Source organism: Leptolyngbya sp. FACHB-1624 (assembly GCF_047649235.1).
GTDB classification, from domain to species: domain Bacteria; phylum Cyanobacteriota; class Cyanobacteriia; order Leptolyngbyales; family Leptolyngbyaceae; genus Leptolyngbya; species Leptolyngbya boryana.
Genome location: NZ_CP180258.1, coordinates 473,218 through 498,692, shown reverse-complemented (window position 1 = coordinate 498,692; position 25,475 = coordinate 473,218). Strand labels below are relative to the sequence as shown.

Genomic DNA, 25,475 nt, shown 5'->3' with positions numbered 1-25,475 from the left:
ATGCAGGTACTCCGGGAAATCGGGAAGATCAAATTTTCTGGTGTTCTTCTAAAATTGATTCAGCTCTAGGCTTATACAGCAGGTGAAATAGAGCGTCGAGATAGTGTAACAAAGACTCGCGACTTTCTCGGTGAACATAGTTCCAGAAACTATATAGTTTGGTGAGCAGTAAAAGCTGTCGGGTGTGATGTTGCCAGTTGTATTCATCATGAATGCGCTGAATACTTTTCGCAGAGATTTGCTCCCAATAGTTGGGATCAGCGTAAGCGCGATCGAGAAAATCTAAAATCTTGCGCGTTGAACCGTCGAGATCCGTCGGATTGATCAAGAATCCGTGTTTGTCGTCTTCAATGATTTCGGTCGTTCCGCCGAATTCGGTGGCAAAAGAGGGTAATCCAGAAACCATTGCTTCGAGTAATACTCGTCCAAATGCTTCAAAGCGAGCAAAATGTACAAAAATACCTCTGCGATCGGCAATGCTACGATACATTTCTCCGAGATCAGGATTAGACAGGCGTTCACCAATCCAGCGCACATGCTCATGCAGTTGATAATAATCAATCAGGCGATGGATTTTTTCAATCTCTTCGGCTTCATCCGCGTTAATTGCAGCATCAACACTGAGTTTGCTAGTGACGAGAATTAAATTACAACGCTGCTGCAATTCTGGACTCCGCCCAAAACATTCAACTAGCCCAGAAAGATTTTTCACGGCTGTTAAGGGCGAGATCGCCAGAATAGGCGTGAGGCTTGGATCTGCGAGTTTGCCGAGAATATGAGACGCTTCTTGCTCGAATAAGAGATAAGTCAAGCGATCGCGGTGTTCTGACGATCGTGCTTCCGAATACGGGAAAAATACCCGTTCATCGACTCCAGGTGGAATGCGATTAAATTTGGGGCTAAAAAGCTCAATTCCATTGATCACATGGTAAAGCTGCGGCATCGTAAAGCATTTGTATGATTCATACTGTCCGAACGTATCTGGGGAACCAACAATCTCTTGATACGATGAAGTGACAATAAAATCTGCCGCATTCATGCTGATTAAATCTGCGGTAAATTGCGCGGAAAAATGATACTGCGGCTCTAACTCTTGCCAATATAAATTACTGAATAAATGTTTCGGCTTTTCGAGCGAATGTGCAATATTACAATGCGTCACGTTAAGCTGACGTGCGATCAATGAAGCAACTAAATTGCCATCGCTGTAATTGCCAATAATTAAGTCTGGTTTTCCATTTAATTGTTCTAAGAGACGAGACTGAGCATCGATCGCGAAAGTTTCTAAATATCCCCAAATCTCAAATTTAGAAATCCAGTTATCGGTAATTTTAGAATTAAATTCTCGAAACGGAACTCGCAGAATCCAAGTATTGTTCGTATCATCTACTTTTTCAAGCGGTAAATCGCATTGTGTACCTTCGCAATTGGGAATGAGTCGCGTCAAAATTACAACTTGCGGCTGGATATTCAGCATGTCTAATCCAGCCAGATGAATCTCTTCTTGGAGTTTGCGATCGAGACTTCGGGCTTGATCTAACACATAAGCAACCTGTCCCAACGTTTCCGATCGCCCTAAGTAGTCTTGTCCCACCCAGCCATGAATGGAACAGAGCGCAACTCGAAACACAGATGGAAATCTGGCAACAAATGCCTCTAAGATCGCAGGCTGCGGCATGTTCACCATTTGATCGACGAGTTCCATCATTCCGCGGACGCGCTCAACCGTATTTCCCCATCCTGGCTCGAATCCTAAAGGCTGTAATTCTGCATGTACGCTTTGATATGATTCGTCTGAAGCTTTCGATTTCAGAATTTGAATGGCTTGGCGAATCTGCTCGGCTAACTGTTCTCCCGATTCAATTTGATCATTAATCAGCAGCGGAATTCCGTCATAGTGATGCCGATGCAGCACATCAAATAAGGTTTCGAGCCAATAGGAGCGATCGTTGAGAACCTGGCTGGATAGATATCGATTGAGAAACGCTAAGCCTTGACCAATATTGCGGGGATCGTCAACCTTCGGCGTATGCTCATAAAACGGTGTGACATCGATTTCAAACAGTTGATCTTGCGCCCGGCCCACAAAGCGATCGCGCGCTTCGAGTAAAGCTTTCGGCGGCATGACCTGAGCTTTAGTTAGTTCTGAATCGAGACACCAAATTTGCTGTCCTCCAATCCAAGGGCGTAGCAGCAACCAAATACAATTTTCTTCTAACAGCAGTTCATGGCTGTACTGAATCAACGTTCCGAGGTGTGAAGAGTGGAAAAAATGAGCCGGTTTGCGAGCTTCATGACAGTAATCAGCAAACGCATGAATGATCTCATTTTTCAGGAAATACCGTTGATTAGAGCGACTCAGGGTTTGAATCAACTGCTGTAAAACTGCTTGCTCATCAGCATGATGTAAAACTGCTTCAATTAACTGTTGCATAGAACTATCCATCGAGTACCTAGAGTTCGATCGATTCTGACTCGCGACTCGATGGACTATCTAAAAACCACTAAAAGAATTCCAACCCAACGCCATCAAGCCACAACTACTCCATTTCGTTATAGAACTTCGATCGCGAAATTACACCTAGCCGATGATAGAGTTTTCTCAATCCTGACTCCATGTAACCTGCTTCTTCACCCCAACTCCGTCTTGAATTGTTGCGCCTTGATAAGAACCTGATCGAGTCTGAATCACAACGCAATAGAGGTCAGTATCTCCGCAATTGCGCCAACACCGTTCTCCTGCTGGATCAACTCGCACGATCGAACCTTCTTGAACCGGGAAAATCTCACCATCGATCTGAAATTCGCCTTTCCCCTTGATAAAAATATAAATTTCTTCATTCAGCTGATGCTTGTGATAAAAGGGCACAGATTTCCCTACCGGCAACTTATTGAATGAGAGTTCTGCTCCCGTCAGCTGAAGGAGATCTTTTAAAAAGATTTTTCCGTCTACTTGGAGTTTGGGCGCTTCAAATTTGAATTGATCTAAATTCTCTAAGTTACCTAAATCAACTGCTGCAAAGTTTTCTCCGGTTTTGGTTTCAAGCATGATTGATTACTTGTAAATTGCAAGTTAAAAGTAACAAATTGACTTGTAAAATGCAAGTAATCGGAGGAAATCAATTATGACTGCTCGATCGCATTGTCCGATCGCCTCAACGTTAGATCTCATTGGCGATCGTTGGACACTTCTCATCATTCGCGACATGCTTTATATGAAAAAACGACGATTCGATGAATTTCTCGAATCGCCGGAAGGAATTTCTACCAATATTTTGAGCGATCGACTTCGCAAACTTGAAGAAGCCGAATTAATTGAAAAGCAACCTTACAGTAGTCATTCCCGTCGAATGGACTATCAACTGACCGAAAAAGGGAAAAGTTTGCAGCCTGTTCTACGATCGATGATCAAATGGGGACTCGAAAATCTCCCCGCTACCTCAATTCCGTCTCAACAGACTCAGTAAACTATTGAACGCGATTCAGTCTAGCAACCACATTTGAGCCGATCGAGCTGGCACACTCAGGGAGAACTGATTGCCTGAAAGTGTCATCGTTTGCCCCTGAATCAGCTCGCGATACTGACCCGGATTCTTTAAGCCCCAAGTGCTCAAATTTACTCGTTGCTCTGTACCACTCTTGTTAATCGCAACCATTCCCTGTTCTCCTCTTCGGAAGACGAGCAAAACATCGCTTTCGTAGAGAATGTGCATCAATTCTCCCTGAACTGCATTGTGGAAAGCAATCATCGCAACAATATCGGGACGCTTGTAGAAGTCGAGCCAGCGATCGCGATCGACATCATGTTTTGACTCGTTATGATCCGAGTAAATCAGCGGCACACCGCCATCTCGACCCAAAATATAAGCATGAGCTAAATGTTCATCTTGCGGATCGAGCAGCCAGAAGCGAAAGCCATCATTGTGAGGAATATCATGGTTCACCACAAAGGTAACAGCTCGATTCCAAGGTAAAGCATTGCCTTGATCTTGAGGATTGGCTAAAGCCCGCAATGAACCACCAAATCCAAAGGCTTCGCGGATCGTTTGAAACAGCGGGAAATCATAGGCAGACATCCAGGTTTCTCGCAGAAAGGGTTCGAGAAACACCTTTTCGTCGTTCTCACTCCCGGTTAACACCTCACCAAACCAGAAGCGATCGTGAAACGCTGGAGCATCTGCAAGATTATCAATCATATGTTCTGTAATATGCTTAATTGCATCAACTCGAAACCCATCAAATCCCATCTCGACCAGCGCTTCGACCATTAAATACTGCTGTTTTAAGACCCAATCAGAATCTTTGAGATCCGGCAACCCGGACAGATTTTGAGACTGAACAGTTCCGCGATCGCCCCATTCGTGACCTTCAATTTCTCCAGCTTGATTAAAATCCCAAGGCGAAAACAAGCCCTCATTCAAATCCCCATACAATCGGTTTTCTGCAAATAAAGCAGGTTCCGCTTTGTAGCGCTCAAGCTCGGCTTCTCCTGGAAAGTTAAGATGATCCGCGCGCGCTTCATTTGCCATGTGATTGATGACTAAATCTGCATAGACCTGAATTCTAGAACTCCCACTATGACAAGCTTCAAGCAGATTTTCTAGGTCTCGCTTGCCTCCGAGATGAGACAACAAGACCCGATAATCTTTTGGCTGATAGCGTTGCCACCATTGATCGCCTTTGGGATCAGAGTAAAGAGGGGGCGGGATTAATATTGCTCCATAACCTGCCGCACGAATCGCATCGAGGTTTTCAATAATCTCGGTATACCGCCAATTGAAAGCGTGAAGAGTAACATTCCGCATGTCGATCCGCTCCTTAGTCTCGGTTAACGGGGCAAAAACAATAACCCACACTAACCAGAGAATTAGGGATCGTCAAATAAATTTCCAACTTGAGAAGGTTGCAGCCTGTCCACAAGGTTGATCGAGTTCATCCAAAACCGTCCAGAGGATGACGTTTTCAATCCAGAATCGTTTCCCGGTGCTAGAAATCCGAACGCCCCGATAGTCACTGATATAGCCTTGGGCTTTTGCTTGCGCGAGCAGACGCGATCGCTCTTCTCGACTGATCGGTTCTGCGGAATATCTCGATGGCAATTGTGTAAAGGTGTCCCAGTCCATTTCCCAGAGGTCTAACGCTTGCCGATTCGCATAGTTAAAAATGGGATCAGATTCGGTTCCATGCGAAACCACGACAAAAGGAGCTTCAAACAAGGCTTCAGGCGTTTCGATTAACGGTTTGCCTGTCCAATGCTGAAAGCTTGTAATCAAGCGTTGAGCCTGTTGAATTCGAGAAATCATTGGGGGAAGTTACAGTCGCAAGCAGGATAAGCGGTTTGATACGTCTCGGATTGCCGACCAAACAGCGCATATCGATTATCTCGAACTTGGGCATACACGCGATCGCCAACCCATTTCATTCCCGGCAAATTTCGATAAGCGGTCACAAATACATTGCCTGTCGGTAAGAGTCGTCCAATTTCTTCTGCGGCATCACTGCCTTGCCAGCGTCGATCAGGCTGGTTGTTATCGATCACAATCATTCCCATTTCACACGCTTCAGCCGTAACACCAAATTGAGCTAATCCAGCTTCGTCTTGCATCGGGAGATATTGAAAGAGCTTGCCTTGATCAATTTGTTCGAGGACTTGAACGAGATTCGAGCAAAGATTGCATTGCCCATCGTAAATGACGGTGTAAGGTTTCATCGGCTAAAACGTTGACGAATACGATCGACAAATTGATCGACTTCCTCTAATTTTAGCTGAGTCGCTAAGAGCGCGAAGACGACAAGACCGATACTGCCCGCGATCGTTGTTTGAGCCAGCGCTAAGAAGAACCCTTTGAACCCGGATAAATTGGCGATCGCGTTAGAAATAAACCAGCTTGCAGTTCCAGCAAGAATGCTACTACTCGCTAAGCCTAGGATCGAATACCCCCATTGGAACAACGGTAAGCCTCCCAATCTACGGTTTAGAAAATAGAGCAGTACGAAAACTGAGAGAATATTCACGCTCACGGTTGCTAGTACGATCCCAACAATGCCAAACGGTTTGTAAAACAGAAAATCGAACAAGGCATTGAGAAAGATATTGACCATACTAATTTTGAACGGGGTGTCGCCATCTCCCAAGCCATAGAACACCCGCACGAGAACGTCCCGACTGAGATAAACAAACATTCCCACCGCATACGCCATTAAGACAGACGCCACAAGCTGAGATGCTTCGGGTTTGAATGCGCCTCTTTCGTAGACCACTCGCACGATCGGAGTTGCTAGTGAAATCATCAATGCACTTAACGGCAGCATCACAACCGCAGTTCCAAGTATCCCTTGGCGAATCCGCTGTTTTAATTGGTCAGCCTGACTCGGATCAGCCAATCTAGAAAATGTAGGTAACAGCGGGACGAGGATCATATTCGAGAGAATCCCCAACGGCGTTTGAACAAGCAGATTGGCATAATCCAAACTCGCGATCGCGGCAACAGCATTCGGTAAAAACGCCGCAAACGTTAAATCTGTAATCACATTAATTTGCAACATTCCAGACGAGAATAAAGCGGGTCCCATCACGCGCAGCACTTCTTGAACGCCCGGATCATTCCAAACAAATCGCATTCGGAATCGTCCTAATCCCGATTGGCGTTGTGCCCAGAACTGAGCTAACCATTGCAGCACCGTTCCAATCAGCGTTCCGAATGCCAGTACCATTCCTCCAATCAGCGCATAATTCGGATTGGTACTTGCAGATCCCGCAGTCAGGATAAAAATTCCAATGCCCGCAATTAGCGTTAGGCTTGACAGCAAAGGACTAATCGACGGCAGCCAGTACTGATCGGCAGCATTTAATGTGCCAAATCCGATGCCAATCATTCCAGCAAACCAAGCGATCGGAGCCATGATTCGCAATTGTTGAATGGCGATCGCTCTCGTCTCAAGCCCCTGTGCAGTTTGCTGCAATCCACTGGCAAGTAGATCAATAAAGAACGGTGCAAAGATAAAAACAACGATCGCAACAACGAGAAAAATACTGCCAATTAAGGTTGAAATTGCTTCTACTAAAGGAGCAGAGTCTTCTTTTTTCCGCTTGGCTAGAGCGCTCACCATACCACTATGGAAAGGACCATTAATTCCGCCAAGCAGAATGAGGAAAAAGCTCGGAATAATGGCAGAAATATCATAAGCGGCTTTTGCCGTACCGACTCCAAATGCAAAGGCGATCGCGAGTTGTCTAACCAGTCCAACAACTTTGCTGATAAGAGTTGCAAGCGCAACGATTCCTGCGATTCCTGCAAGAGAGCGTTTCGGTTTGGGTTGTGTTTCAGTCACATTAAATACGGCAAAATTGGCTTCACTTATTTAAGCACCTACCCGATCATTCAGCACTACAAGATCATTTTCTCCATTGCAGTCTGCAAGTCTTGAGTGAGATCTGCAACGGCTTGTTTTGTAGCACGTCGATCGCCTTTGGTAGCCGCCGCACGATCGCTGACTGAAATCGGATCTCCCACGGTGATTAAGACCGATTGTTTCCCGAGTTTGGGACGTTTAAAGGCATCGCCACCTTTGATCCGGGTAATCATATCCCATAAGAGTAAAGTCGTTTCCGCAAAGCGATCGAGCGAAGGTTTTTCGATCACATATCTTCCAGTGACCGCAACAAAACTCTCGACGAGCCGCATATGCCAAATTCTCAGACTAGCTTCTTCGGCAACGCGATCGGCAAGTCCTCGATCGACCGGAGAGAGTTCGCCTAATTTCAGATCTTCTCGGAAAATTAAATCCCAGGCTGCTTGCTCTAAGCGGCGACAGCGATCGATGACGCTTCCTTTCGGTTGAATATCAAAATACTGTTCTGCAACAGTCAAAGCTGAATCCATTAGGACTTGCAGCCGCAGTGCCAGTCTCGCATTCGGTTCAGCATGTTCGACTGAGGGTAGATCTTGATGATAAAACTTCTTGTAAAACGATTCCATCACCGTTAGCATATGTTCTGCGATCGTATACAGTCTTGCATAGCGATCGGGATTTTTCGGTGTGATTCCTGTATCGGTTTCTAATTCACCTAACAGTTGATCAACCGGAGTCCAATCGCGTTTGACATAGTGATATTGAATTCCGATCGGAACAATGATCACTTCTTCATTGCGATTTGCTTTTTGTAAGTCTTCGACACACCAAAATCCCATCTGTGCGATTCCGGGTTCGAGCGGGCTGACAATTTCGTTATGTCCATTGGTTGCGCCTTCGGGGGCAGCCATCAGCGGGAATTGTCCATTGGCTAAAAGGTCGCGTGCTGAGCGCAATCCAACGCGATCGAGCTTGCCGCGATGAATCGGAGTTCCGCCCAGTTTCGAGTAAATCCAGCCAACTCTAGACCCTGCCCATAACGGAATGCCGCGATCGTACATGAAGTGAGAGTGAGTCGGTAATCTGAGCCGAATGCCTTGGCGACGAGCAGTCCGAGGCAGCAGATAGTGCATCAAATACATTAGGCAAAACGGATCATCCGAACTCGGATGCCGAAAAGCTATGAGTAAGCGGATTTTGCCGGATTGAAATTGTTCGTACAGATCAACAAGTTTTTCGACCTGGATCGCTTCGATTCGGGAAATTGCAGTTCTGTGTCGCATCCAGAACGGGAGAATCGATCGCATTCCGCGCAGGATGCTCATGTTCAGGTCGGGCGGGATAAATTCAAGTGGGGGTTGGACAAATTGACGAGGGCGCGACACAGTAAACTGCTCCTAACACAAGAGATGTCAGTATCTTAGATGCAGTTTTTTCAGATGATCACGATCGCGTTACAGATTGATAATCGGTTCAGAAAATAAAGTTCAGTTTTAACTGCCAGCCTGTTTCTGTGCGAATTAGTTCAATTTGTCGAATGAATTCTCGAAAATAAAATCGGCGTTCTGCTTCTGAAAGATCCAACCAGAATTGAGGAATCGAAACCGTTTGCGCGATCGCTTTCAAATTCACCGGAGGCAGTTGAGACAGTTGCGCTTGTAATTGAGCGATTTCACTTCGCAATTTGTACGATCGCAAATCTGCTGTTTCTGAGTCTAAAATTCCAGTTTCAATCAAAGGTGGAATTTGTTCAAGAATTGATTGCTTTTCAACGATCGCACTGTTAATTCTTTGCTTGATGGCATCGAGATCAGGAATTCCCGCTTCTGAAACGGCGCGCGGAAGATCTTCGCAAATTCTCTCGATCGTCGATTGCAGGATGTCATCATACGCGATCGCTTTGCATTGTTTCGGACATTGCATCGGGCGAAGATACAAGTATTCTTTTTGTCCTTTCTTTCGAGATGTCACTCGTGTCACCGTCATTCCCGATTGACACTCACCACAAGTGACAAGACCTGCAAGCGATCGGGGTGCGCTCGCAGTTCGAGCAGGTAAACGACGGTTGCGGCGCAGTAAGCGATCGATTTGTGCGGCTTCATCACGCGACAAAATAGCAGGATGAGTGTCGGGAATCGTTTCGCCAGTTTGATACTCCAAATCCCCTCGGTAAACAGGGCTAGTGAGCCAGCGTTGTCCGGTCGAGACTGAAATTTTTTTGCCGTATTTCTTTTCTAAAAATCGGACAGCATCGCGTAGAGAACCGTAGAGGAGAAAGCGATCGAAGAATTCTTTCACGACTGGGGCAGTTGTGCGATCGAGAATATAGCGATTTCGACTGCGCCGATAGCCGTAAGGGGCTTTTCCGGGTGGAGCGAGGGTTTTGACTCGATTTTGGGCGTGACCTTGCCGAATTTTGCGGCTGCGTTGGTTGTACTGTAAGTTCTGTAATTGTTCGAGTGCCGTCGCAGAGAGTGTTTCAGATTCAAGCGTAATCAGTTCGATATTCAGAGTTTCGAGTTGAGCAAGTCGGTTTTGGATTTCAGCGATCGATTCTCCGAGATCCTCGACTTGTCGAATTAGTAATTGAACAGGTTCATTTTGATGATCGTCGATAAGTTGCTGTAATTGAGTTCTTTGCGTTGTGAAATCTTGATAGATACGATCGACTTTGTATTCCGAAAATACTAACTCTGACGATTCTTCTAGCAATGGATCAGAGTAGAGATAAGCAATCACCATGCGGTTATGCTTCTCCTAATTCAATGATATTTCCATCTGGATCTTTAACGAATAAGGCGGGTCGCCCCGAAGCACTCATTTGAATCTCACATCCTGCCTGAATCAAGGTTGCTTTAGCAGTTTCAATGTTCTCGACCGAAAACGCTAAATGCCGATTTCTACCCCACTTTTCAGCAAAAGTTTCCGAAACCGGAGCCGAATCTGCGATCAAATGAATTTGAAACGACCCAATCTCATACCAAGCCCCCGGAAACTTCAACACTCGATCGATCTTTTTCAACCCCAACACGGTTCCATAAAACTGCTCCGATTTCTCCAAATCAGAAACCACGATCGCAGCATGTAAAAATTGGGTGAGTTGCATAGCCATTAACGTTTCGGTGCATAAATGGGCATCTGATTCGGATTATAAGGCGTAGGTTCAGATGTCGGTTGCACCTGTTCGACAACCTTAAAAATATTGATAAACAAGATATTTCGAGAACGATCGACACAGCCAATAATGTCAGGATTGCGTGCCCCTGTCGGCAATTGAAAATAGTTCGAACCGCCCGGACGCGGATAATCGTAATTATTAGCAGCACTTCCCGGACGCGGGAAGCTATAGCCATCGTCAATCATTCCCATTCTTCTGCCACAAAGATTTGAACGATCGCCCGGTTTCCTAACTCGAATCACAATTTGGCTGTCTGCATCATCTGAAAAAGAGTCAAGCATACTGTGCGGAATGCCATACTCTTGAGCTTTCACCGTACCGGGAATCAAGGCAACAGCACCGATTATCAAAGCAATTAGTTTACGTTTCATGTCGATTTCCTTTTGAGAACTGAATCAGAAGCCTCAATCTGAGTTAAAAAATTGAGAAGTCATCACACTGATTCAATAGGAATCACTTCTTTGATTTATGCGATCGCGCCAAGACCCATTAGAAACCTTTTCCACTTTCCTGCAATTTGAAGGCGATCGCGCTTCCACCTGGGCAACCGATGCCCGATTGCGCCGCAGAATGCAGAAATGCTTAGAATCTGCCTCTGGCTCCCTCAATTTTTGGTCGCTCTATTGGTTGAAAATTTGGCAGGAAAAGAGCGATCGCGGTGCAGTTGATCATTTGACCGCTTACCTGCAAGAAACCTGCTATTGGTCAGCTCATAAGATGCTGCTGAATTTCGCAGCAGTGCAATATACATTGCCGGATTGCTTTCAAGTCGCGATCGTCAAAGTTGAGAAAATTCTCCAAAACTTCAACGCCCAACAAGGCTTCAACTTACAAAACTACGCCAGTGCAATTTTTTCCAGTACGATTCGCGATACCTTACGTCAGCGGCAAGAAGTTGATATCTGCACGAACTGGGCACTGCTTCGGAAAGTCAGCCAAAAGCGTTTAGTCGAATCGCTGGAAAATGCTGGATTGAGCGCAGAAACGATCGCATCTTATGTCCTTGCGTGGAACTGTTTCAAAACCTTGTATGTTCCGACTCAAGCCACAGGTACGCGAAAATTACCTCGACCCGATGATCAGACCTGGACAACGATCGCGCAACAGTACAACAAAAATCGCGAAGCTCTACTCGAAACAACTCCCACTCTGATCGAGAAATGGCTCATCACTTGTGCGAATGCTGCCCGAAATTATCTGAATCCCACTTTAGTTTCTATCAATACACCGAAACCTGGATATGACTCCGGGGAACTCCTCGACGATGTGCCTGAAAGTCCAAGAGAATCTCTGATCGCAGATTTGATTGCAGAAGAGGAAATACAAGAACGTCAAGCCCAACGATCGAACCTCAACCAAGTCTTAGAAACCGCGATCGCACAGCTAGACGAAGAACTGCAATCAATTTTGCGCTTGTACTATGCCGAAAATTGTACTCAGCAGCAAATGGCAACTCGTCTGAACATCAAGCAATACACAATTTCTCGTCGCCTCACCAAAGCCAAAGAACTCCTCCTCAAGAGCCTTGCTACCTGGAGTCAAGAAACACTGCATATTTCCCTTACCCCTGCCCTACTTCAAAGCATGAGTGCCGTCCTTGAAGACTGGCTACAAACCCACTACAAAAACCTGGAGAACTAGCCATGTCTCTCGATCTCTTTCTCGAAACTGACCCGACCCGACTCTGGCAACCCAATTGGACAGCCTATCTCAATCAACTTTGTTTGAGTGCTCTACTTCCCTGGTTTCAATCCGAAACGCCCAGTGCTAAAACCTGGGTCAACACCAACGCACTTTCTAGCTTTTGGGAATTCGTGAATGGAACAGCTTTCACCGTCAACGGATTGCGATTCGTTGTCATTCCCACTGAATCGATCGACCATGATGAACTTCGCATTCCTCAAGAATGGATTGATCTACCCACTTGGGCAGGCGATTACTATTTAGCGGCACAAGTTGAACCAGACGAAGGGCGCGTCAGCATTTGGGGCTATGCGACTCACCATACTGTTAAAACGCAAGGACACTTAGATTTCAACGATCGCACTTATTGCCTCACCTCAGATCAACTTGCCAATCCTGAACTGATTTGGCTAACTTCAGAACTTTGTCAGCCCCAACTTCGAGCCGAGCTTGCAGCACTACCTGCATTGTCGATCGAACAAGCGAACAATCTCATTACTCGGCTGAGCAATCCTGAGTTACTTTCTCCACGCTTAGCACTTCCCTTTCAGACGTGGGGAGCATTGATCGAGCATGGTGGCTGGCGACAACGCTTATATCAATCGCGCCAAGGAATCACTCAACCCTCGATTCTCGAATGGTTACAGTCGGGGGTTTCTCAACTCTTCAACTGGGAACGGCTCGAACTCCAACCCGGCTATGCAGCAGCCCGAAGTGCAGATCTGACAGCACCAACGAATGTTCTGTCTCGTGTGCTAGAAATCGCCGGACAGCAATATGAGTTACAAGTCATTCTGCAAGCGGATCAGACTTGGCGATTTGAACTGCACAACCTTTTACCCGGTGGAATGGTTCCAGGTGGCTTTAAGCTGCGTTTACTCACAGAAGATTTGCAGAGCTTTGAAGGCAATGAAGCGATCGCGCAAACAACGGTTGAATCGCTTTCGATCGAAGTCGCGCTAGACCCTGGAGAAGGCATTGTCTGGGAGACTGAGCCAATTTGTGAAGGCTACGATCGAGAAATTCTCCGCTTTTAATCGTGTTCTGAGACCCCCGAAGTTGTCAAAATTTCGGGGGTCTTTTTCAACCCAAAAATAAGTCCGCCAAATTGGCTACATATACAGCAAGAATTCCCCCATCCCAGAAATTCAGCAGATACCTTATATACATAGCAACTCAAACAGCAGTTGCTACTCTCAAAAAAAACATTCAACCACAACGGAGACCATCATGATTATCAACGAATTGACCTATCAAGAAATCGCAACCGAAGCTAACGAACTCGAAGGCGGAGTTGACTTCTCTCTCAACTACACTCAATTTCAACAACACACAACTTTGATGCAAACAGGTTCCACATCTGGTCCTGGCGGAAGTACTTCCTTTGCAACCGGCGGTAGCTTGAAAATTGATACGTCTGGCTTTGGTGGGATTGTTCTTGGTCTTTAATTGACTGCCCGATAAGTTCACACCCTTGCCTGATGTGAACTTGTGAAACTCCATGCTCCCAAACTCTCGAACTCCGATTTCTTTGAAGAGATCGGAGTTCTAACTCCCTCTATCTCTAGCCAAGGAGCGATTTTATGATCATTGCAGATATCGACTATACAGAAGACGCGATCGCAGAACATTCCACCGCTATTAAAGGAGGTCGCCGTCGCAAAAAACGACAAAGTAATCTCTCTCTCTTCTCGTTATTTCAACCCCTTCTACAATCCCTAAATATCAATCCTGCAGCCTCAGCTACCATTGCCAATCTCGGTGGCAATTCCATCGGCAATACTGCAATTTCAACCAATATTTCGATGCCCATCTTCATTGTGATCAACCAATTCGGGGACGGACAAATTTTTTGGTAATACGCGCAAAGGACTAAGAAAATGACTAGCTTTAAGGGGGAAACGATTCACTCAGAAACCATCATTGCAACGCTAAAAAAAACTTTGCAACTGAAAGAAATTTGCCGCAACATCTCTTACCAGAAAATCATTAATCAAGCGATCGAGTCGCGTGAGATCACCGTCACTCCTGAAGAAATCCAAGCGGAAGCAGACCACATTCGCTATGAAAATCGGCTCTTCCGCTCGGCTGATACCTTCGCGTGGCTCAATGATCAACTCGTGACGCCTGAAGAATGGGAAGCAGGCATTCGCGATCGCTTGCTGACTAAAAAACTCGCTCAAACTCTATTTGCAAAAGAAGCCGATCGCTTTTTCACAGAAAATCAGCGCGAATTCGATCAAGTGCTGCTTTACCGGATTGTGGTTCCGTATCAGCAACTTGCTCAAGAGATTGCCTATCAAATTCAAGAAGACGAAATCAGCTTTTATGAAGCTGCCCATCTGTATGATTCAGATGATCAGCGTCGATTTCAATGTGGGTACGAAGGCAAGCTCTACCGGTGGAACCTCAAACCCGAACTTTCTGCACGCGTCTTTAGTGCGACTCCAGGACAGGTGATTGGTCCGATCGAGATGGATCAAGCCAGTCATTTATTGCTCGTCGAAGAGTTCATTCCAGCCGAGTTTACTCCTGAGCGTCAGCAAGAAATCCTTGATCGTATGTTCAATGAATGGTTAACCACCGAATTGAACTATCTGATCCATACCTGAGCGCAGTCTAGCAAGGGACAAAGTTCCAGCCCAAAGCCTGAGCGACTTGCTTCGCAAGTACCATCGGCTCGAATGGTTTTGCGATCGCAGCTTTAATTCCGAGTTCTTCGTAGTACTGATAGTCGCTCACCTGAGCTTTAGCTGTGAAGAACATAACTGGAATGTGCTGAGTAGCAGGATTTTCCCGCAGCCGATTAAATGTTGCAATACCATCCATATCTGGCATCATCACATCGAGCAAAATCGCATCCGGCTGCTCAAGTTCCGCGGTTTGAATCCCTTCTAAGCCAGAACTTGCGGTCAGCACATCCCAGCCTGCAACAGTTTCAAGGCAGATCTTTGTCACTTCTTGAATGTACTCTTCGTTATCCACGACTAAGATGCGTTTTCTCATGTGCTTGAAGTTTCTAAACGAGAGACAGGTTCTCCATCTTCTATTTTCCTCGTTTGTGCTGTCAAAAAAAGCGATCAACCATCAGAAGATCAACTCACTAGAAGATGATTCGGCTTGTCAGAACGATGATGTTGAATGACTTTTGCAAAATGAGAGATCGGCTGAAGCGCTGCACTTCGCCCAGAGTGAATCACAAAAGGTTTTAATCCAGCAGGTTCTAGTATAGGAGAAGAGACTGTGGTCGCAGGATCATCCATCTCAAGATTAGGCATTTCTGCCCAGCAGGAGCGACAGAACCAATACAAAGATCCGCGTCGAATATGGCGGAGAAGTCGATCTGAGCAGCAAGGACAATTAGACATTTTTTATCTCGGGTATAGAATCGGAATTCTGTCGGAATGAGAAATAGGGTCAGCAAAGGTATTAAGTTCAACACTATGCCTCAAAATTGAGGAATTGATGAGGAAATGAGCAGGCATCCCCTTCTAGTCACAATTCGATACCTTTCGTAAGATTACGAGTCGAATTTGACGGCAAGTTTCCAGATTTACAGGTAGTTCACAACCATTCATCAGAAAACCCCTCTCTACTCCCCACTCCCCACCTTCCGACTCCATACGATATTGTTAACTAATATTTCTAAAACGCTAAGATCAATGATTGCTGCTGTCTCGCTTCAAAATGTGCATAAGCTTTACAACAAAGTTCCAGTCGTGAATGGGCTTTCGTTTGAAATTCAAGCAGGAGAGATGTTTGGATTGCTCGGACCGAACGGTGCAGGAAAATCAACCACAATTCGGATGTTAACCACGTTGACCAAGCCTTCAGATGGTCAGATTCAAGTTGCTGGATATGATGTGGCTCGTCAGCGATCGCTGGTGAAGTCCCGTATCGGAGTTGTCCTTCAGCAAATTAGTATCGACAGTGATCTAACCGTCTGGGAAAACATGGAATACCACGGGCGCTTACATCACATTCCCAATCCAGTCCGCCAGCAAGAGATTGATCAGGCATTGGAATATGTGGAACTCAACGATCGCAGAAATGATCCGGCAAAAACGCTTTCTGGCGGGATGAAGCGCCGTCTCCAAATTGCACGCGCTTTACTTCATCGACCTGAAATTTTGTTCCTGGATGAACCGACCGTTGGACTTGATCCACAAACGCGTCGCCGCTTGTGGGAAATTATCCGCGATTTGAACAAGCAAGGAATGACGATCCTTCTGACCACTCACTATATGGATGAAGTGGAATATTTGTGCGATCGCATTGGCATCATGGACAGCGGCAAACTGATTTCACTCGGCACGCTAGGAGAATTGCGGCAGCAGCATGGGAAAGGCATTGTCATGAAGCAGGCAAGCGATTCTTGGGATTACAAGTTTTTTCCAACCATCGAAGATGCGAATCAATTTTTGGATCAACAGCCCGATAAAACGGGAATGATGGTGCGCCCATCGAATCTAGAAGATATTTTTGTAGAATTGACCGGGCGAAATCTAGATTAGCAATCTCCAAACAAACTGGACTTAGCTCAGCCCTGGCATCCTGCTAGCAAATTCTGCCAATTGAAAAGCTTTGCATAAACGAAGTGCCGACTCCTTTCGGAACGGCACTTCGCTAGTATTCACTGAGATTTATCGTTTAGAGCCTTTAAATTAGCTGGCTCCATTTAATCTTTATCTAGGATGCCAGCAATTTCCTTGACTCTCGGGTTTCATAATCTTTTCTACAGATTTACGGCTTGTAAGGAGTCAAAGTCGCACCCAAAGCTTGAGAGAGCCAGACCTCGATCGCGTGAACCGGGTATTTTCGCGCCACTTCAGCCGTCGGATCGACCATCGGTTGCACCAAAATCGTACACATTCCCAACCGATTGCCTGCTAACACATCGGTGAATAAGCGATCGCCCACCATTCCTACCTGCTCCGGCGGCAAATTCATCGCTTCTACGGCTCGTCTCAGCTTACGTCGAGAAGGCTTGCCTGCTCCGATAATATAAGGAACGCCCAAAATATCCGCAATGCGCTTAATGCGATTCTCGCTAATATTGTTACTTGCAAGCCAAATCTCTGTCACTTGGCGCACCTGCTCAACCCAAGGCAATAACTCGGTTGAAATCTGCGCGGTCGTAATTGGAACCAGCGTCTCATCGACATCTAACACAAGACCACGCAAGTTGCGCTCAGATAGCATTTCAGGTGTCAAACCTAAAATCGTGGTATCGAGAAGAAGATCGGGTTGAAGGAGTTTGCCCCAAGTCATAGCAGGTTATCGGGTGAGATTGGACAGAATAAAGTGAAAAAATACTGACGACTCGCGTAAGTGCTGCAATTCGTAGAATCAATTACATTCTTGCGCATTTTGTCAGTTTATTAAACAACGCTCTAGGTTCTAGTCTAGAACGTTGCAGCTATAATCTCATACCTGAAGACCACGGATCGAATTGTGAAGCTGCGTTAATTTCCCGTTTTTTGCGGAGTTTTTTGCTGTTCTTTCTGCGCTTGGGCATCGACGCGATCGCGGATCTTACCCTGCGCAGATTCATGCTCTGCTAACGTTCGACTAAACACATGCGACCCATCGTATCGCGCCACGAAATAGAGATAGTCGGTCGCTTCAGGATTTAAGGTTGCCTTTAAACTTGCAACCCCAGGAGCCGCGATCGGGGTCGGAGGCAAGCCTGGCGTGACGTAAGTATTATACGGAGAAGGAGTCGCAACTTGAGCGTAGGTCAGCGGATTTTCAGGCGTTTGTTGAACACCAAGCGCATACTCTACCGTGGGGTCTGAGCCTAAGGTCATATTCTTCTTCAACCGATTGTGAAAGACTCCAGAAATAATTCCCCGCTCAGACGGAATCACGGCTTCTTTCTCAACAATGCTAGCGAGCGTGACCCATTGCAGCAGAGACAAATTAGTATTGGCTCGGTTTTTGTTGTAGAGCGGTAACGCCACTTGCTCAAAGCGATTCAGCATTTGGCGAATCACTTGTTTTGGGGTAATCGCGCTCCCCGCTTCGATCTGATAGGTATCTGGATACAAAAATCCTTCCAGAAATGGCAGATTCGCAGGCAGCCAAGGATAATCAGAATTCGGGATTTCGCTCGCAGCTGCTAGAAAGTCTTTCGCTTTGAAATAGCCTTGTTTCTCAAAATAATTTGCCATCTGCTTCATCGACCAACCCTCAGGAATGGTGAAGCTGCGCTGTGCAACTTGCCCGTTCCAGATGGTGTTCGCGATCGATTGCAAAGAATCTCCGGTCGAAAGTTCGTAATTTCCAGCCTGGAATCCGCCATCTGGGTCTTGCCACATCATCCAGCGTGCCAGAACATCCCAAGCCTTCGCTGAACGAATCAGCCCAGCAGCTTCGAGTTCTTGTCCAATTTGTTGAGCCGAAGTTCCTTGGGGAATTTGGATCAGGATTCGTTTTCCTTGGTCTGCTGTCGCTTGCGGGGTCATAGGCGAACTCGCAAAACTCCACCAGGCTTGAGCGCGCCATGCAGAGAGTCCAAGTGCAACCCCGACGAGAGCTAGGAAAAACGAAAATCTTGCAAAGCTTTTAGCGATTTTCATCAGTAAATGAATGTGAGATGCGGAGAACTGCAGCTGATGCCTTCGTTCAGAACAAATATTAATTCAGTTTGTCAACCTGTCAACCGCTTTGAATAAAGTTTTATAGCAAGATTTTTAACAAATTTGATGCCGGGGGATCAAACCCAGTCAGTAATTTTAGCCTTTATTTCAGATCAGGAAAAACTTTTTTCTTAACTTCAGAAAGTGGGCGGGGATGATTCGGATCAAATCAATCCCCCGTTCCCAACTGTCCGGGTAATTACTCCATTTCATCGAATAGCTGATCTTCGATCATGGGTAGCATTGGCTCGATTTTTTTCAGTTCTTCTTGGGAAAGGAGATGCGGATTTCCGTTGTCATCCAGCCGCGCCAAGATGAAGTAGGGATCGAGCGGGGTATAAATGGCATATTCTTGTTCTTCATGCCAGAAGCTCGCGAGGAGTTGCAGTTCTTCTTGGTCATCCTCACCGTCAGATTCCACGCCTTCCCAGCTTTCTTCGTCGTCGAGATCTGGCAAGTCGCCTTCAACCGTTAAAACAACTGCGGTTTGCTTGAGCGCTAGATTCTGTTCTTCTAGAACAGCTTTGGCGATCGGAAAAACGAGGTTTATAGTTTCCTGATCTTCGACTAATACGGCTTCATCTTCTTCGCCATTTTCTTGCCAAGCGAAAATCTCGATCGGCGAGTCAACGGGAAGCAGCAGCACGTATTCTTGGTCTTCCACGTCTAAAGAATGCTCGACATAGCAGGTCAGCGTTAAGCCTGCGTCATCCGTCAGGGTTACGGTGGGAGCATCCATGTTTTCCATGCTGTCTTCGTCCATTGGACTCTCTCTATCTCTCTCTTTATTAAACGAATTGCGGACTCGGCGGGATAAATCGCGTTTGCCCTCACAAAAGTATCTCGTAGAATGGGCACTTTGTTTCAGGTACAAGGGTGCGAGGCGAATTGATTCTTTAATCTGCTTACCCTGACACTTTGCTGAAGAATTTATTCATTTCGTGTCGTTACTTTCCGTACAATATGTTCATATTTCTTTACGGGAGAGCGAGAAATGAACTTGACGGAGATGCTAGAGCCGATCGCTGCGTTTTTTCGATCGCTGAATGTGCCGGAACCGATCGTGCATTGGGGTCATCCAGCCATGATGAGTATTGTGGTGTTGGTGATGGGAGGCTATGGTGCTTGGGCAGGCTGGCAGAGCCGAATCGCGCAAGATAAGGAAATCGCCGAGAAGAGTCGGGCAGATCATCGCAAGATTATGCCTTGGGTCGTAGTGTTTTTAACAATGGGATACACAGGCGGCGTGCTATCGCTGGTGATGCAGCACAAACCCATTTTGGAGAGTCCGCATTTTTGGACGGCGAATGCAGTGTTAGCGCTGCTGTATTTGAATAGCGCAATTTCGTTGTTTAATTTTGCAGGCAACAAACCTGGATTACGCTTGTTCCATGCTTATTTAGGAACTGCGATCGCAGGAATTTTGATTCTGCATGGAGTGTTTGGACTGAAGTTGGGTCTGTCCATTTAACTCACGCCCAAATCATGAGAAAAAGCGGGGTGATTCTATCCCGCTTTTTTAGCTCAAATCGCACATGCTTGACATCGCTAGTCATTGCCCACAATCAATCGAATAGGGAGATAGAGATCAATCTAAATCTGGCTTCTCCCCATCTCCCCACTTCGCAAATCCCCACTTCGCAAAATTCATGCGGTTAACAACTAGATTTTCAGAATTACCTGACTCGACTCACCTCAATGATGTTTGAGGTAGATAGCAAAGCAGCTGGTGTCCTTTCCGTCGAAACCAGAGAATTGCCTTGAGATGAGATTGCCGCATGGGCTGGAATTTTTACAGGGGGGCGCTCTTCTTGCTTGATAGCAATTTCAGTTTTCTGATTGATCAGCGTTCCATTGAAGATGCCCGTTGAACGGAAAGTACGATCGCTTTCAGACAAGATGCTATCTAGGGATTGATTGAGTCCAGTCTGCGGATAGATGTAGCCTAAAATGCCCTCATCTTGATAGCCTTGATCTTTACCTTCTTGTAGGTTAGTTGTGTAGAAATGGTCTTTCCCATTGTATTTGCGATAGACCGGAATCGTTTCATCTACTTGTTTGGGGTAAACGTAGCCTAAAATGCCCTCATCTTGATAGCCTTGATCTTTACCTTCTTGTAGGTTAGTTGTGTAGAAGTGATCGCCACCGCCAAATTTGCGATAGACCGGAACTGTTCCTGATTGCTGAGTCACGTAGACAAAGCCCAAAATTCCTTCATTCACATAGCCATGCACTTCTCCTTCTTGCGGAGTCGTCGTATAGAAATGATTCCCTCTGGCAAATTTTCGATAGACGGGCAACATGTCAGTTGTGTAAATCTTCCAATTGCCATTGCCAACCGTGACATCAATCGTGAAGGGGACATTGCTAACCTTCGAGATTTGTCCAATCACTTGCATCGTCACTTTGCTATGGGGCGGAGCGATTAGCGGAATGCTTTTTTGGAGAGTGATAGTCTCTTTTGTACTGTGAGTGAATCCAGCCGTGAGGGACAGTTCAACTGAGGCTGTTGTTTCTGCACCTGCTATCAAAAAATCAGTTTTTCCTTTGATAGAAAAGCTAGACTTCAAGCCTGCGGTAATTGAGAAGGTTTGAGCCACTTCATACGATTGGCTGACCACATCGGTAAAGCTTTGATTGATTGCAGAATCGTTTGTATGAATCACTTCGCCAACGATAAAGGGCTGAGGCTGTTGAATTGGGGTTTCAACTTGCATGTCAGTGCTATATTCGATACCTGGATATTGCTGAACCAAAATTTGATAGGGGCTATTTTTAGCACTGAGTCGAGCATTAAGATCTTTGACCGTTTCTTCTGAAATGGTGGTCGTGATTTGAGGCATGGTGTCATTTTCCTGAATGATGAAGTTGGATGATGGCGAGTTTGAGTTGAGTAGCTCATCGCGCTAATCAATGACACGTTGCGGTTTTCACGATTATGCAGTGGCGTACAAATCTGTTGGAAAAGATTGAGAAGCATGCACATCTGCTTGGAAGAGAGAGCAGATTAGTTTGTGCGTAGGGGAGTTGGGAATTCTAAGGAGCATGGTAACGGATAGAGAGGAAATATGCAGGCTGTGGTGGTTTGGGGCTTGGCTTACATTGTGGGATTGTTGCTTACAGCAATTCCGATGGGAGGAGCGATCGTATTGGGCTGCGGAGTCATCAGTGCGATCGTTGCGCTGAAAAAAAGCCGAAAGTATGCGCGAATTTTTGCGATCGCTGGATTAGTCGGCTTACTCGCAGGAATTTATCTCCAGTTTCGGACACCTCAGCCGAGTCAGATTGATGTTAGTCGCTTTGTTCCCCAAGAAAAGCAGGAAGTTACTATTTCTGGAAAAGTAGCAGCATTACCGAAACTGACGCGGAGTGGGAAGTTACAAGTCTGGTTCGATGTGGCAGCAGTCGGAGAGCAGAAAGCAGATGGCAAGCTTTATGTCACATTGCCGGAAATCGAAGGAAAAGACTTATTTCCAGGACAAGCGATCGCCATTACGGGCAATCTCTACAAACCAAAGCCCAAGATGAATCCGGGTGGATTTGATTTTCAGAAGTACTTGGCACAAGAAGGTAGTTTTGCAGGATTGAGTGGCAAATCGATTCGATTACTTGATCTGAATCAGAAACCAGAATGGGGTTGGTGGATGGTGCAGAAACAGATTGTGCGATCGCAAACTGAACAACTTGGACAAGCAGAAGGTGCGATTGTTGCTGCAATGGTGATTGGCGGACAAGTTGTCGATATTCCTTTTGATGTCAAAGAAGCTTTTTCTAAAATTGGGCTTTCTCACGCGCTTGCTGCATCTGGATTTCAAGTGACGCTAATTTTAGGTGTGTTACTCGCTTTGACGCGACGATTGCCGAAAGTGATACAAATTAGCTGTTGCGGAGCAGGTTTGATCTGTTTTGCGGGATTAACAGGACTGCAACCTTCAGTGATGCGAGCAGTTTTGATGGGATTTGCAATCTTGATTGGTTTAGCGTTTGAGAGAAAAGTTAAGCCATTACAATCGCTATTAATCGTTGCAATCATTTTATTAATCTGGAATCCATTATGGATTTGGAGTTTAAGTTTTCAATTTAGCTTTCTCGCCACGTTAGGTTTATTGATTACAGTTCCAGCCTTGTCAAAACGATTAGATTGGCTGCCGACGGTGATTGTTCCCGCGATCGCAGTTCCAATTTCGGCTTTACTTTGGACGCTGCCACTTCAGCTTTTTTCATTCGGAATCGTTTCGCCATACTGCATTCTGGCGAATCTGCTCACCACTGTATTGATCTCGTTTATTAGTTTGGGTGGGATTGTCAGCGCGGGGGTGAACTTTGTGCTTCCAGCGATCACGAAGTTCGCGTCTCCAATTCTCTACTATCCAACTCACTGGTTGATTGAGCTAGTCAAGTTTTTCTGCCAACTGCCCGGAAACTCGATTGCCGTTGGAACCATCTCGACCGGGTTGCTGATTACTTTATATGCGCTGATTTGTACGCCTTGGTTGTTTCCTAAGTTTCGGCGGCAATGGTGGGCTTTTTTGCTAGTTGGAATGAATTTAGTGTTTATTCCAGCTTGGTATACGCGATCGAACTTACTTCAAATTACGGCGCTTTCTGCGGGTGCAAAGCCTGTAATCGTAGTGCAAGATCACGGACGAGTGGGACTCATCAATAGCGGTCAAGCCGAAGCCGTAAAATTCACAGTTTTGCCGTTTTTGCGCAAAGAAGGCATCAATCACATCGATTGGGCGATCGCGGCTTCTCCCGCAATGTCAGACGGTTGGAAGGCGCTTTTAGAAGCCGTGCCGATTCGCGCACTCTACGATTTCTCCGGGAAAAAGCAGCAGGTGATTTCATTGAACGTGGTCGAACAATTAGCGCAGCGCAGTGGCAAGTATGTCTCGATTACGCCTGGGCAGAAGATTGAATCTGGGACGATCAAGATGCAATTCTTAAGCGTTGAACCAACGATCGTACAGATTGCGATCGCGCAGCAGCGATGGTTATGGCTCAGAGATGCGCCGAACGTTTCGCAGTCCCAGGCATTGGGAAGTGCATTAGTCGGAAATGAAATTCTTTGGTGGTCTGGGCGGCAATTGCACCCTAAGCTGATTGAGAAATTGCAGCCGAAAACCGCGATCGCTTATTCTAAAGCCATTCATCCCGAAACCCTGACGCAGTTGCAGCAAAATCGTGTCCAGATTTATCAAACCGAGGCAGATGGAGCGCTGCAATGGACGAAAAATCAAGGGTTTCAAACAAGTTTAGAAGTTGATGAGTCAGACGGTTCGTTCCTGTAGTATATTAGGTAGGCATGTCATCGGGAGAGGTGGCAGAGTGGTTGAATGCGGCGCACTCGAAATGCGTTTTGGGGCAACTCAACGGGGGTTCGAATCCCCCCCTCTCCGTCCCTAAAGTTTGATGTTAAATCTGAGTCGTTTTGAGTACGTGCTGCCAGCGGCGTTGGATTACGAGATCATAAGGTTTCCAAAAATTCGGTCCAGGAGATGAATCGGGCTGATTCTGATCAATGGCACTTCGAGACTCGATCTCTGTCGGTTTTGATGGAATCAGGAAGGGTTTGAGCAGCGTTTTCACGATCGCGATTAAAGTCACTTTATAAATTCCTGGACGCAGCAACAGCGCATAATCATTTCTCAAGCTGCAAAACATCCAGCGAAACATCAATCGATAATCTCCTGCTAAATAGCTCTTACTCAGCAGATTGTTATAGAACGCTGTATTTGCCCAATGCCGCACATATTGAGGCAATTCTGGGTGACGTTGATAAACGCGAGACATGATCAATTCATAAAATTTCGACATCGTGACGCATTTTGTAGACATGCTGCCACTGTATTGCCGATAGCCGATTAGATACTCTGGCACAATCCGAAACTGATAGCATTCTGCAATCCGCAGATAGAGATCCCAATCTTCACAGGTTTCAAATTCACAATTATAGTAACCGACTCGATCGAGACATTCTCGGCGAAATGTCGTCGAACAAGCATTATCGAGAAAGTTATAAAACACCAGCATCGGAAGCACATTCCCTTCAACGGCTCCAAGCTGTCCAAACGGAGAATAGCCTTTGATTTCGCCTTTTTCGTTGAGATAAACTGACCAAGAGTAAACCAGTCCCACAGTCGCATCAGCAGTTTCTAAACAGTGAACATGCTTTGCTAATCGTTCTGGATACCAAATGTCATCAGCATCAATTGGAGCAATATATTCGCCAGAAGAATGCTGAATGGCAAGATTGCGAGCCGTTGGAACTCCAGCATTAGGTTGCTGAATCAGTTTAATGCGATCGTCATTTCGAGCAAACGATCGCACAATTTCTGCGGTGCGATCCTGTGAACCATCATCGACAATGATGGCTTCAAAGTTTCGATAGGTCTGTGCTTGCAGAGATTTGATTGTGTCTGAGATGAATGCTTCTGCGTTGTAAGCGGCAATTACAACGGAAACGAGCGGATCAGAAGCCATTTCATTTCTCCACAATTCAGCATTCTTGTGATCATTCTTATGGACGAGGAACAAAAAATCAAGCTTGCATTTCTAACAGAAGGGAGAGGCAGAAAATCAGCGAAATGTTCACAATCGAATCACTAAATTGGGGTATA

General features: G+C 45.9%; 26 protein-coding genes and 1 tRNA gene. 10 read left to right on the top strand and 17 right to left on the bottom strand.

From position 1 onward, the window contains the following. Positions 1-28: 28 nt before the first annotated feature. The gene (locus tag ACMUEV_RS02305) at positions 29-2,446 is read right to left on the bottom strand and encodes a sucrose synthase (protein ID WP_415354731.1); all 2,418 of its coding nucleotides are present in this window, start codon (positions 2,444-2,446) and stop codon (positions 29-31) included. A gap of 156 nt (positions 2,447-2,602) precedes the next feature. Then, a complete protein-coding gene (locus ACMUEV_RS02300) occupies positions 2,603-3,049 on the bottom strand; it encodes a cupin domain-containing protein (protein ID WP_190648520.1) in 447 nt (148 codons plus the stop codon). A gap of 76 nt (positions 3,050-3,125) precedes the next feature. Here ACMUEV_RS02300 and ACMUEV_RS02295 point away from each other — a divergent pair, with 76 nt between their 5' ends. Further along, on the top strand, positions 3,126-3,467 hold the full coding sequence (locus ACMUEV_RS02295; RefSeq protein WP_017290916.1) for a winged helix-turn-helix transcriptional regulator: 342 nt from the start codon (positions 3,126-3,128) through the stop codon (positions 3,465-3,467). A gap of 15 nt (positions 3,468-3,482) precedes the next feature. On the opposite strand, the gene ACMUEV_RS02290 is transcribed toward ACMUEV_RS02295, so the two are convergent. The 8 genes from ACMUEV_RS02290 to ACMUEV_RS02255 all read right to left on the bottom strand — a co-directional run bounded on the left by ACMUEV_RS02290 (position 3,483) and on the right by ACMUEV_RS02255 (position 10,902). Next, on the bottom strand, positions 3,483-4,805 hold the full coding sequence (locus ACMUEV_RS02290) for an alpha-amylase family glycosyl hydrolase (RefSeq protein WP_190648523.1): 1,323 nt from the start codon (positions 4,803-4,805) through the stop codon (positions 3,483-3,485). A gap of 72 nt (positions 4,806-4,877) precedes the next feature. Next, positions 4,878-5,303, bottom strand: coding sequence for an MEKHLA domain-containing protein (locus ACMUEV_RS02285; RefSeq protein WP_190648526.1), 426 nt, complete (start codon positions 5,301-5,303; stop codon positions 4,878-4,880). Continuing rightward, entirely contained in the window at positions 5,300-5,710 is a 411-nt protein-coding gene (locus tag ACMUEV_RS02280; RefSeq protein ID WP_190648529.1) for a thiol-disulfide oxidoreductase DCC family protein, read from the bottom strand. Before ACMUEV_RS02280 ends, ACMUEV_RS02285 begins: the two co-directional genes overlap by 4 nt. After that, positions 5,707-7,332 (bottom strand): murein biosynthesis integral membrane protein MurJ, encoded by a 1,626-nt coding sequence (gene murJ / locus ACMUEV_RS02275; RefSeq protein WP_190648532.1) that lies wholly within the window; start codon positions 7,330-7,332, stop codon positions 5,707-5,709. Before murJ ends, ACMUEV_RS02280 begins: the two co-directional genes overlap by 4 nt. Before the next feature lie 56 nt (positions 7,333-7,388). Next, positions 7,389-8,738: a 1-acyl-sn-glycerol-3-phosphate acyltransferase gene (locus ACMUEV_RS02270; protein ID WP_415354730.1), complete on the bottom strand. Its 1,350-nt coding sequence runs from the start codon at positions 8,736-8,738 to the stop codon at positions 7,389-7,391. Positions 8,739-8,826: 88 nt separating this feature from the next. Then, the gene (locus ACMUEV_RS02265) at positions 8,827-10,095 is read right to left on the bottom strand and encodes a recombinase family protein (protein WP_190648535.1); all 1,269 of its coding nucleotides are present in this window, start codon (positions 10,093-10,095) and stop codon (positions 8,827-8,829) included. 4 nt (positions 10,096-10,099) lie between these two features. Beyond that, positions 10,100-10,459: a VOC family protein gene (locus ACMUEV_RS02260; RefSeq protein WP_026148981.1), complete on the bottom strand. Its 360-nt coding sequence runs from the start codon at positions 10,457-10,459 to the stop codon at positions 10,100-10,102. A 5-nt stretch (positions 10,460-10,464) separates the two neighbouring features. After that, entirely contained in the window at positions 10,465-10,902 is a 438-nt protein-coding gene (locus ACMUEV_RS02255) for a hypothetical protein (protein ID WP_190648538.1), read from the bottom strand. Positions 10,903-10,999: 97 nt separating this feature from the next. On the opposite strand from ACMUEV_RS02255, the gene ACMUEV_RS02250 reads away from it, so the two are divergent. From ACMUEV_RS02250 to ACMUEV_RS02230, 5 genes are all read left to right on the top strand, one after another. Then, on the top strand, positions 11,000-12,172 hold the full coding sequence (locus ACMUEV_RS02250; protein WP_190648541.1) for a sigma-70 family RNA polymerase sigma factor: 1,173 nt from the start codon (positions 11,000-11,002) through the stop codon (positions 12,170-12,172). A gap of 2 nt (positions 12,173-12,174) precedes the next feature. Next, the gene (locus ACMUEV_RS02245; RefSeq protein WP_190648544.1) at positions 12,175-13,251 is read left to right on the top strand and encodes a DUF1822 family protein; all 1,077 of its coding nucleotides are present in this window, start codon (positions 12,175-12,177) and stop codon (positions 13,249-13,251) included. A gap of 193 nt (positions 13,252-13,444) precedes the next feature. Next, positions 13,445-13,663: a CTB family bacteriocin gene (locus tag ACMUEV_RS02240; RefSeq protein WP_190648547.1), complete on the top strand. Its 219-nt coding sequence runs from the start codon at positions 13,445-13,447 to the stop codon at positions 13,661-13,663. A 134-nt stretch (positions 13,664-13,797) separates the two neighbouring features. Continuing rightward, positions 13,798-14,073 (top strand): hypothetical protein, encoded by a 276-nt coding sequence (locus ACMUEV_RS02235; protein ID WP_190648551.1) that lies wholly within the window; start codon positions 13,798-13,800, stop codon positions 14,071-14,073. 21 nt (positions 14,074-14,094) lie between these two features. Further along, positions 14,095-14,826, top strand: a complete 732-nt coding sequence (locus tag ACMUEV_RS02230; RefSeq protein WP_190648554.1) for a peptidylprolyl isomerase — start codon at positions 14,095-14,097, stop codon at positions 14,824-14,826. Between the two features lie 7 nt (positions 14,827-14,833). On the opposite strand, the gene ACMUEV_RS02225 is transcribed toward ACMUEV_RS02230, so the two are convergent. Both ACMUEV_RS02225 and ACMUEV_RS02220 read right to left on the bottom strand, forming a co-directional pair. After that, the gene (locus tag ACMUEV_RS02225; RefSeq protein ID WP_017290930.1) at positions 14,834-15,220 is read right to left on the bottom strand and encodes a response regulator; all 387 of its coding nucleotides are present in this window, start codon (positions 15,218-15,220) and stop codon (positions 14,834-14,836) included. Between the two features lie 89 nt (positions 15,221-15,309). Continuing rightward, the gene (locus tag ACMUEV_RS02220; RefSeq protein WP_190779972.1) at positions 15,310-15,492 is read right to left on the bottom strand and encodes a hypothetical protein; all 183 of its coding nucleotides are present in this window, start codon (positions 15,490-15,492) and stop codon (positions 15,310-15,312) included. 384 nt (positions 15,493-15,876) lie between these two features. On the opposite strand from ACMUEV_RS02220, the gene ccmA reads away from it, so the two are divergent. After that, on the top strand, positions 15,877-16,728 hold the full coding sequence (gene ccmA, locus ACMUEV_RS02215) for a heme ABC exporter ATP-binding protein CcmA (RefSeq protein WP_190648557.1): 852 nt from the start codon (positions 15,877-15,879) through the stop codon (positions 16,726-16,728). 229 nt (positions 16,729-16,957) lie between these two features. On the opposite strand, the gene ACMUEV_RS02210 is transcribed toward ccmA, so the two are convergent. The 3 genes from ACMUEV_RS02210 to ACMUEV_RS02200 form a co-directional block, all read right to left on the bottom strand. Further along, positions 16,958-17,485, bottom strand: a complete 528-nt coding sequence (locus ACMUEV_RS02210) for a YqeG family HAD IIIA-type phosphatase (RefSeq protein ID WP_017290933.1) — start codon at positions 17,483-17,485, stop codon at positions 16,958-16,960. 194 nt (positions 17,486-17,679) lie between these two features. Further along, positions 17,680-18,795 carry an endolytic transglycosylase MltG gene (gene mltG / locus ACMUEV_RS02205; protein WP_017290934.1) on the bottom strand — a complete coding sequence of 372 codons (1,116 nt, stop codon included), beginning with the start codon at positions 18,793-18,795 and terminating at the stop codon, positions 17,680-17,682. A gap of 259 nt (positions 18,796-19,054) precedes the next feature. Then, a complete protein-coding gene (locus ACMUEV_RS02200) occupies positions 19,055-19,618 on the bottom strand; it encodes a DUF3727 domain-containing protein (RefSeq protein ID WP_017290935.1) in 564 nt (187 codons plus the stop codon). A 231-nt stretch (positions 19,619-19,849) separates the two neighbouring features. Between ACMUEV_RS02200 and ACMUEV_RS02195 the strand changes: the two genes are divergently transcribed. Further along, the gene (locus ACMUEV_RS02195; RefSeq protein ID WP_190648559.1) at positions 19,850-20,326 is read left to right on the top strand and encodes a DUF4079 domain-containing protein; all 477 of its coding nucleotides are present in this window, start codon (positions 19,850-19,852) and stop codon (positions 20,324-20,326) included. 205 nt (positions 20,327-20,531) lie between these two features. Here the strand turns inward: ACMUEV_RS02195 and ACMUEV_RS02190 are convergent, their stop codons facing one another. Continuing rightward, on the bottom strand, positions 20,532-21,698 hold the full coding sequence (locus ACMUEV_RS02190) for an ETX/MTX2 family pore-forming toxin (RefSeq protein ID WP_190648561.1): 1,167 nt from the start codon (positions 21,696-21,698) through the stop codon (positions 20,532-20,534). A gap of 225 nt (positions 21,699-21,923) precedes the next feature. Between ACMUEV_RS02190 and ACMUEV_RS02185 the strand changes: the two genes are divergently transcribed. Together ACMUEV_RS02185 and ACMUEV_RS02180 are read left to right on the top strand one after the other, a co-directional pair. Further along, positions 21,924-24,146 carry a ComEC/Rec2 family competence protein gene (locus tag ACMUEV_RS02185; RefSeq protein WP_190648564.1) on the top strand — a complete coding sequence of 741 codons (2,223 nt, stop codon included), beginning with the start codon at positions 21,924-21,926 and terminating at the stop codon, positions 24,144-24,146. A 23-nt stretch (positions 24,147-24,169) separates the two neighbouring features. Then, positions 24,170-24,254, top strand: a tRNA-Ser gene (locus tag ACMUEV_RS02180). 16 nt (positions 24,255-24,270) lie between these two features. On the opposite strand, the gene ACMUEV_RS02175 is transcribed toward ACMUEV_RS02180, so the two are convergent. Beyond that, entirely contained in the window at positions 24,271-25,338 is a 1,068-nt protein-coding gene (locus tag ACMUEV_RS02175; protein ID WP_190648567.1) for a glycosyltransferase family 2 protein, read from the bottom strand. Between the last annotated feature and the right edge of the window lie 137 nt (positions 25,339-25,475).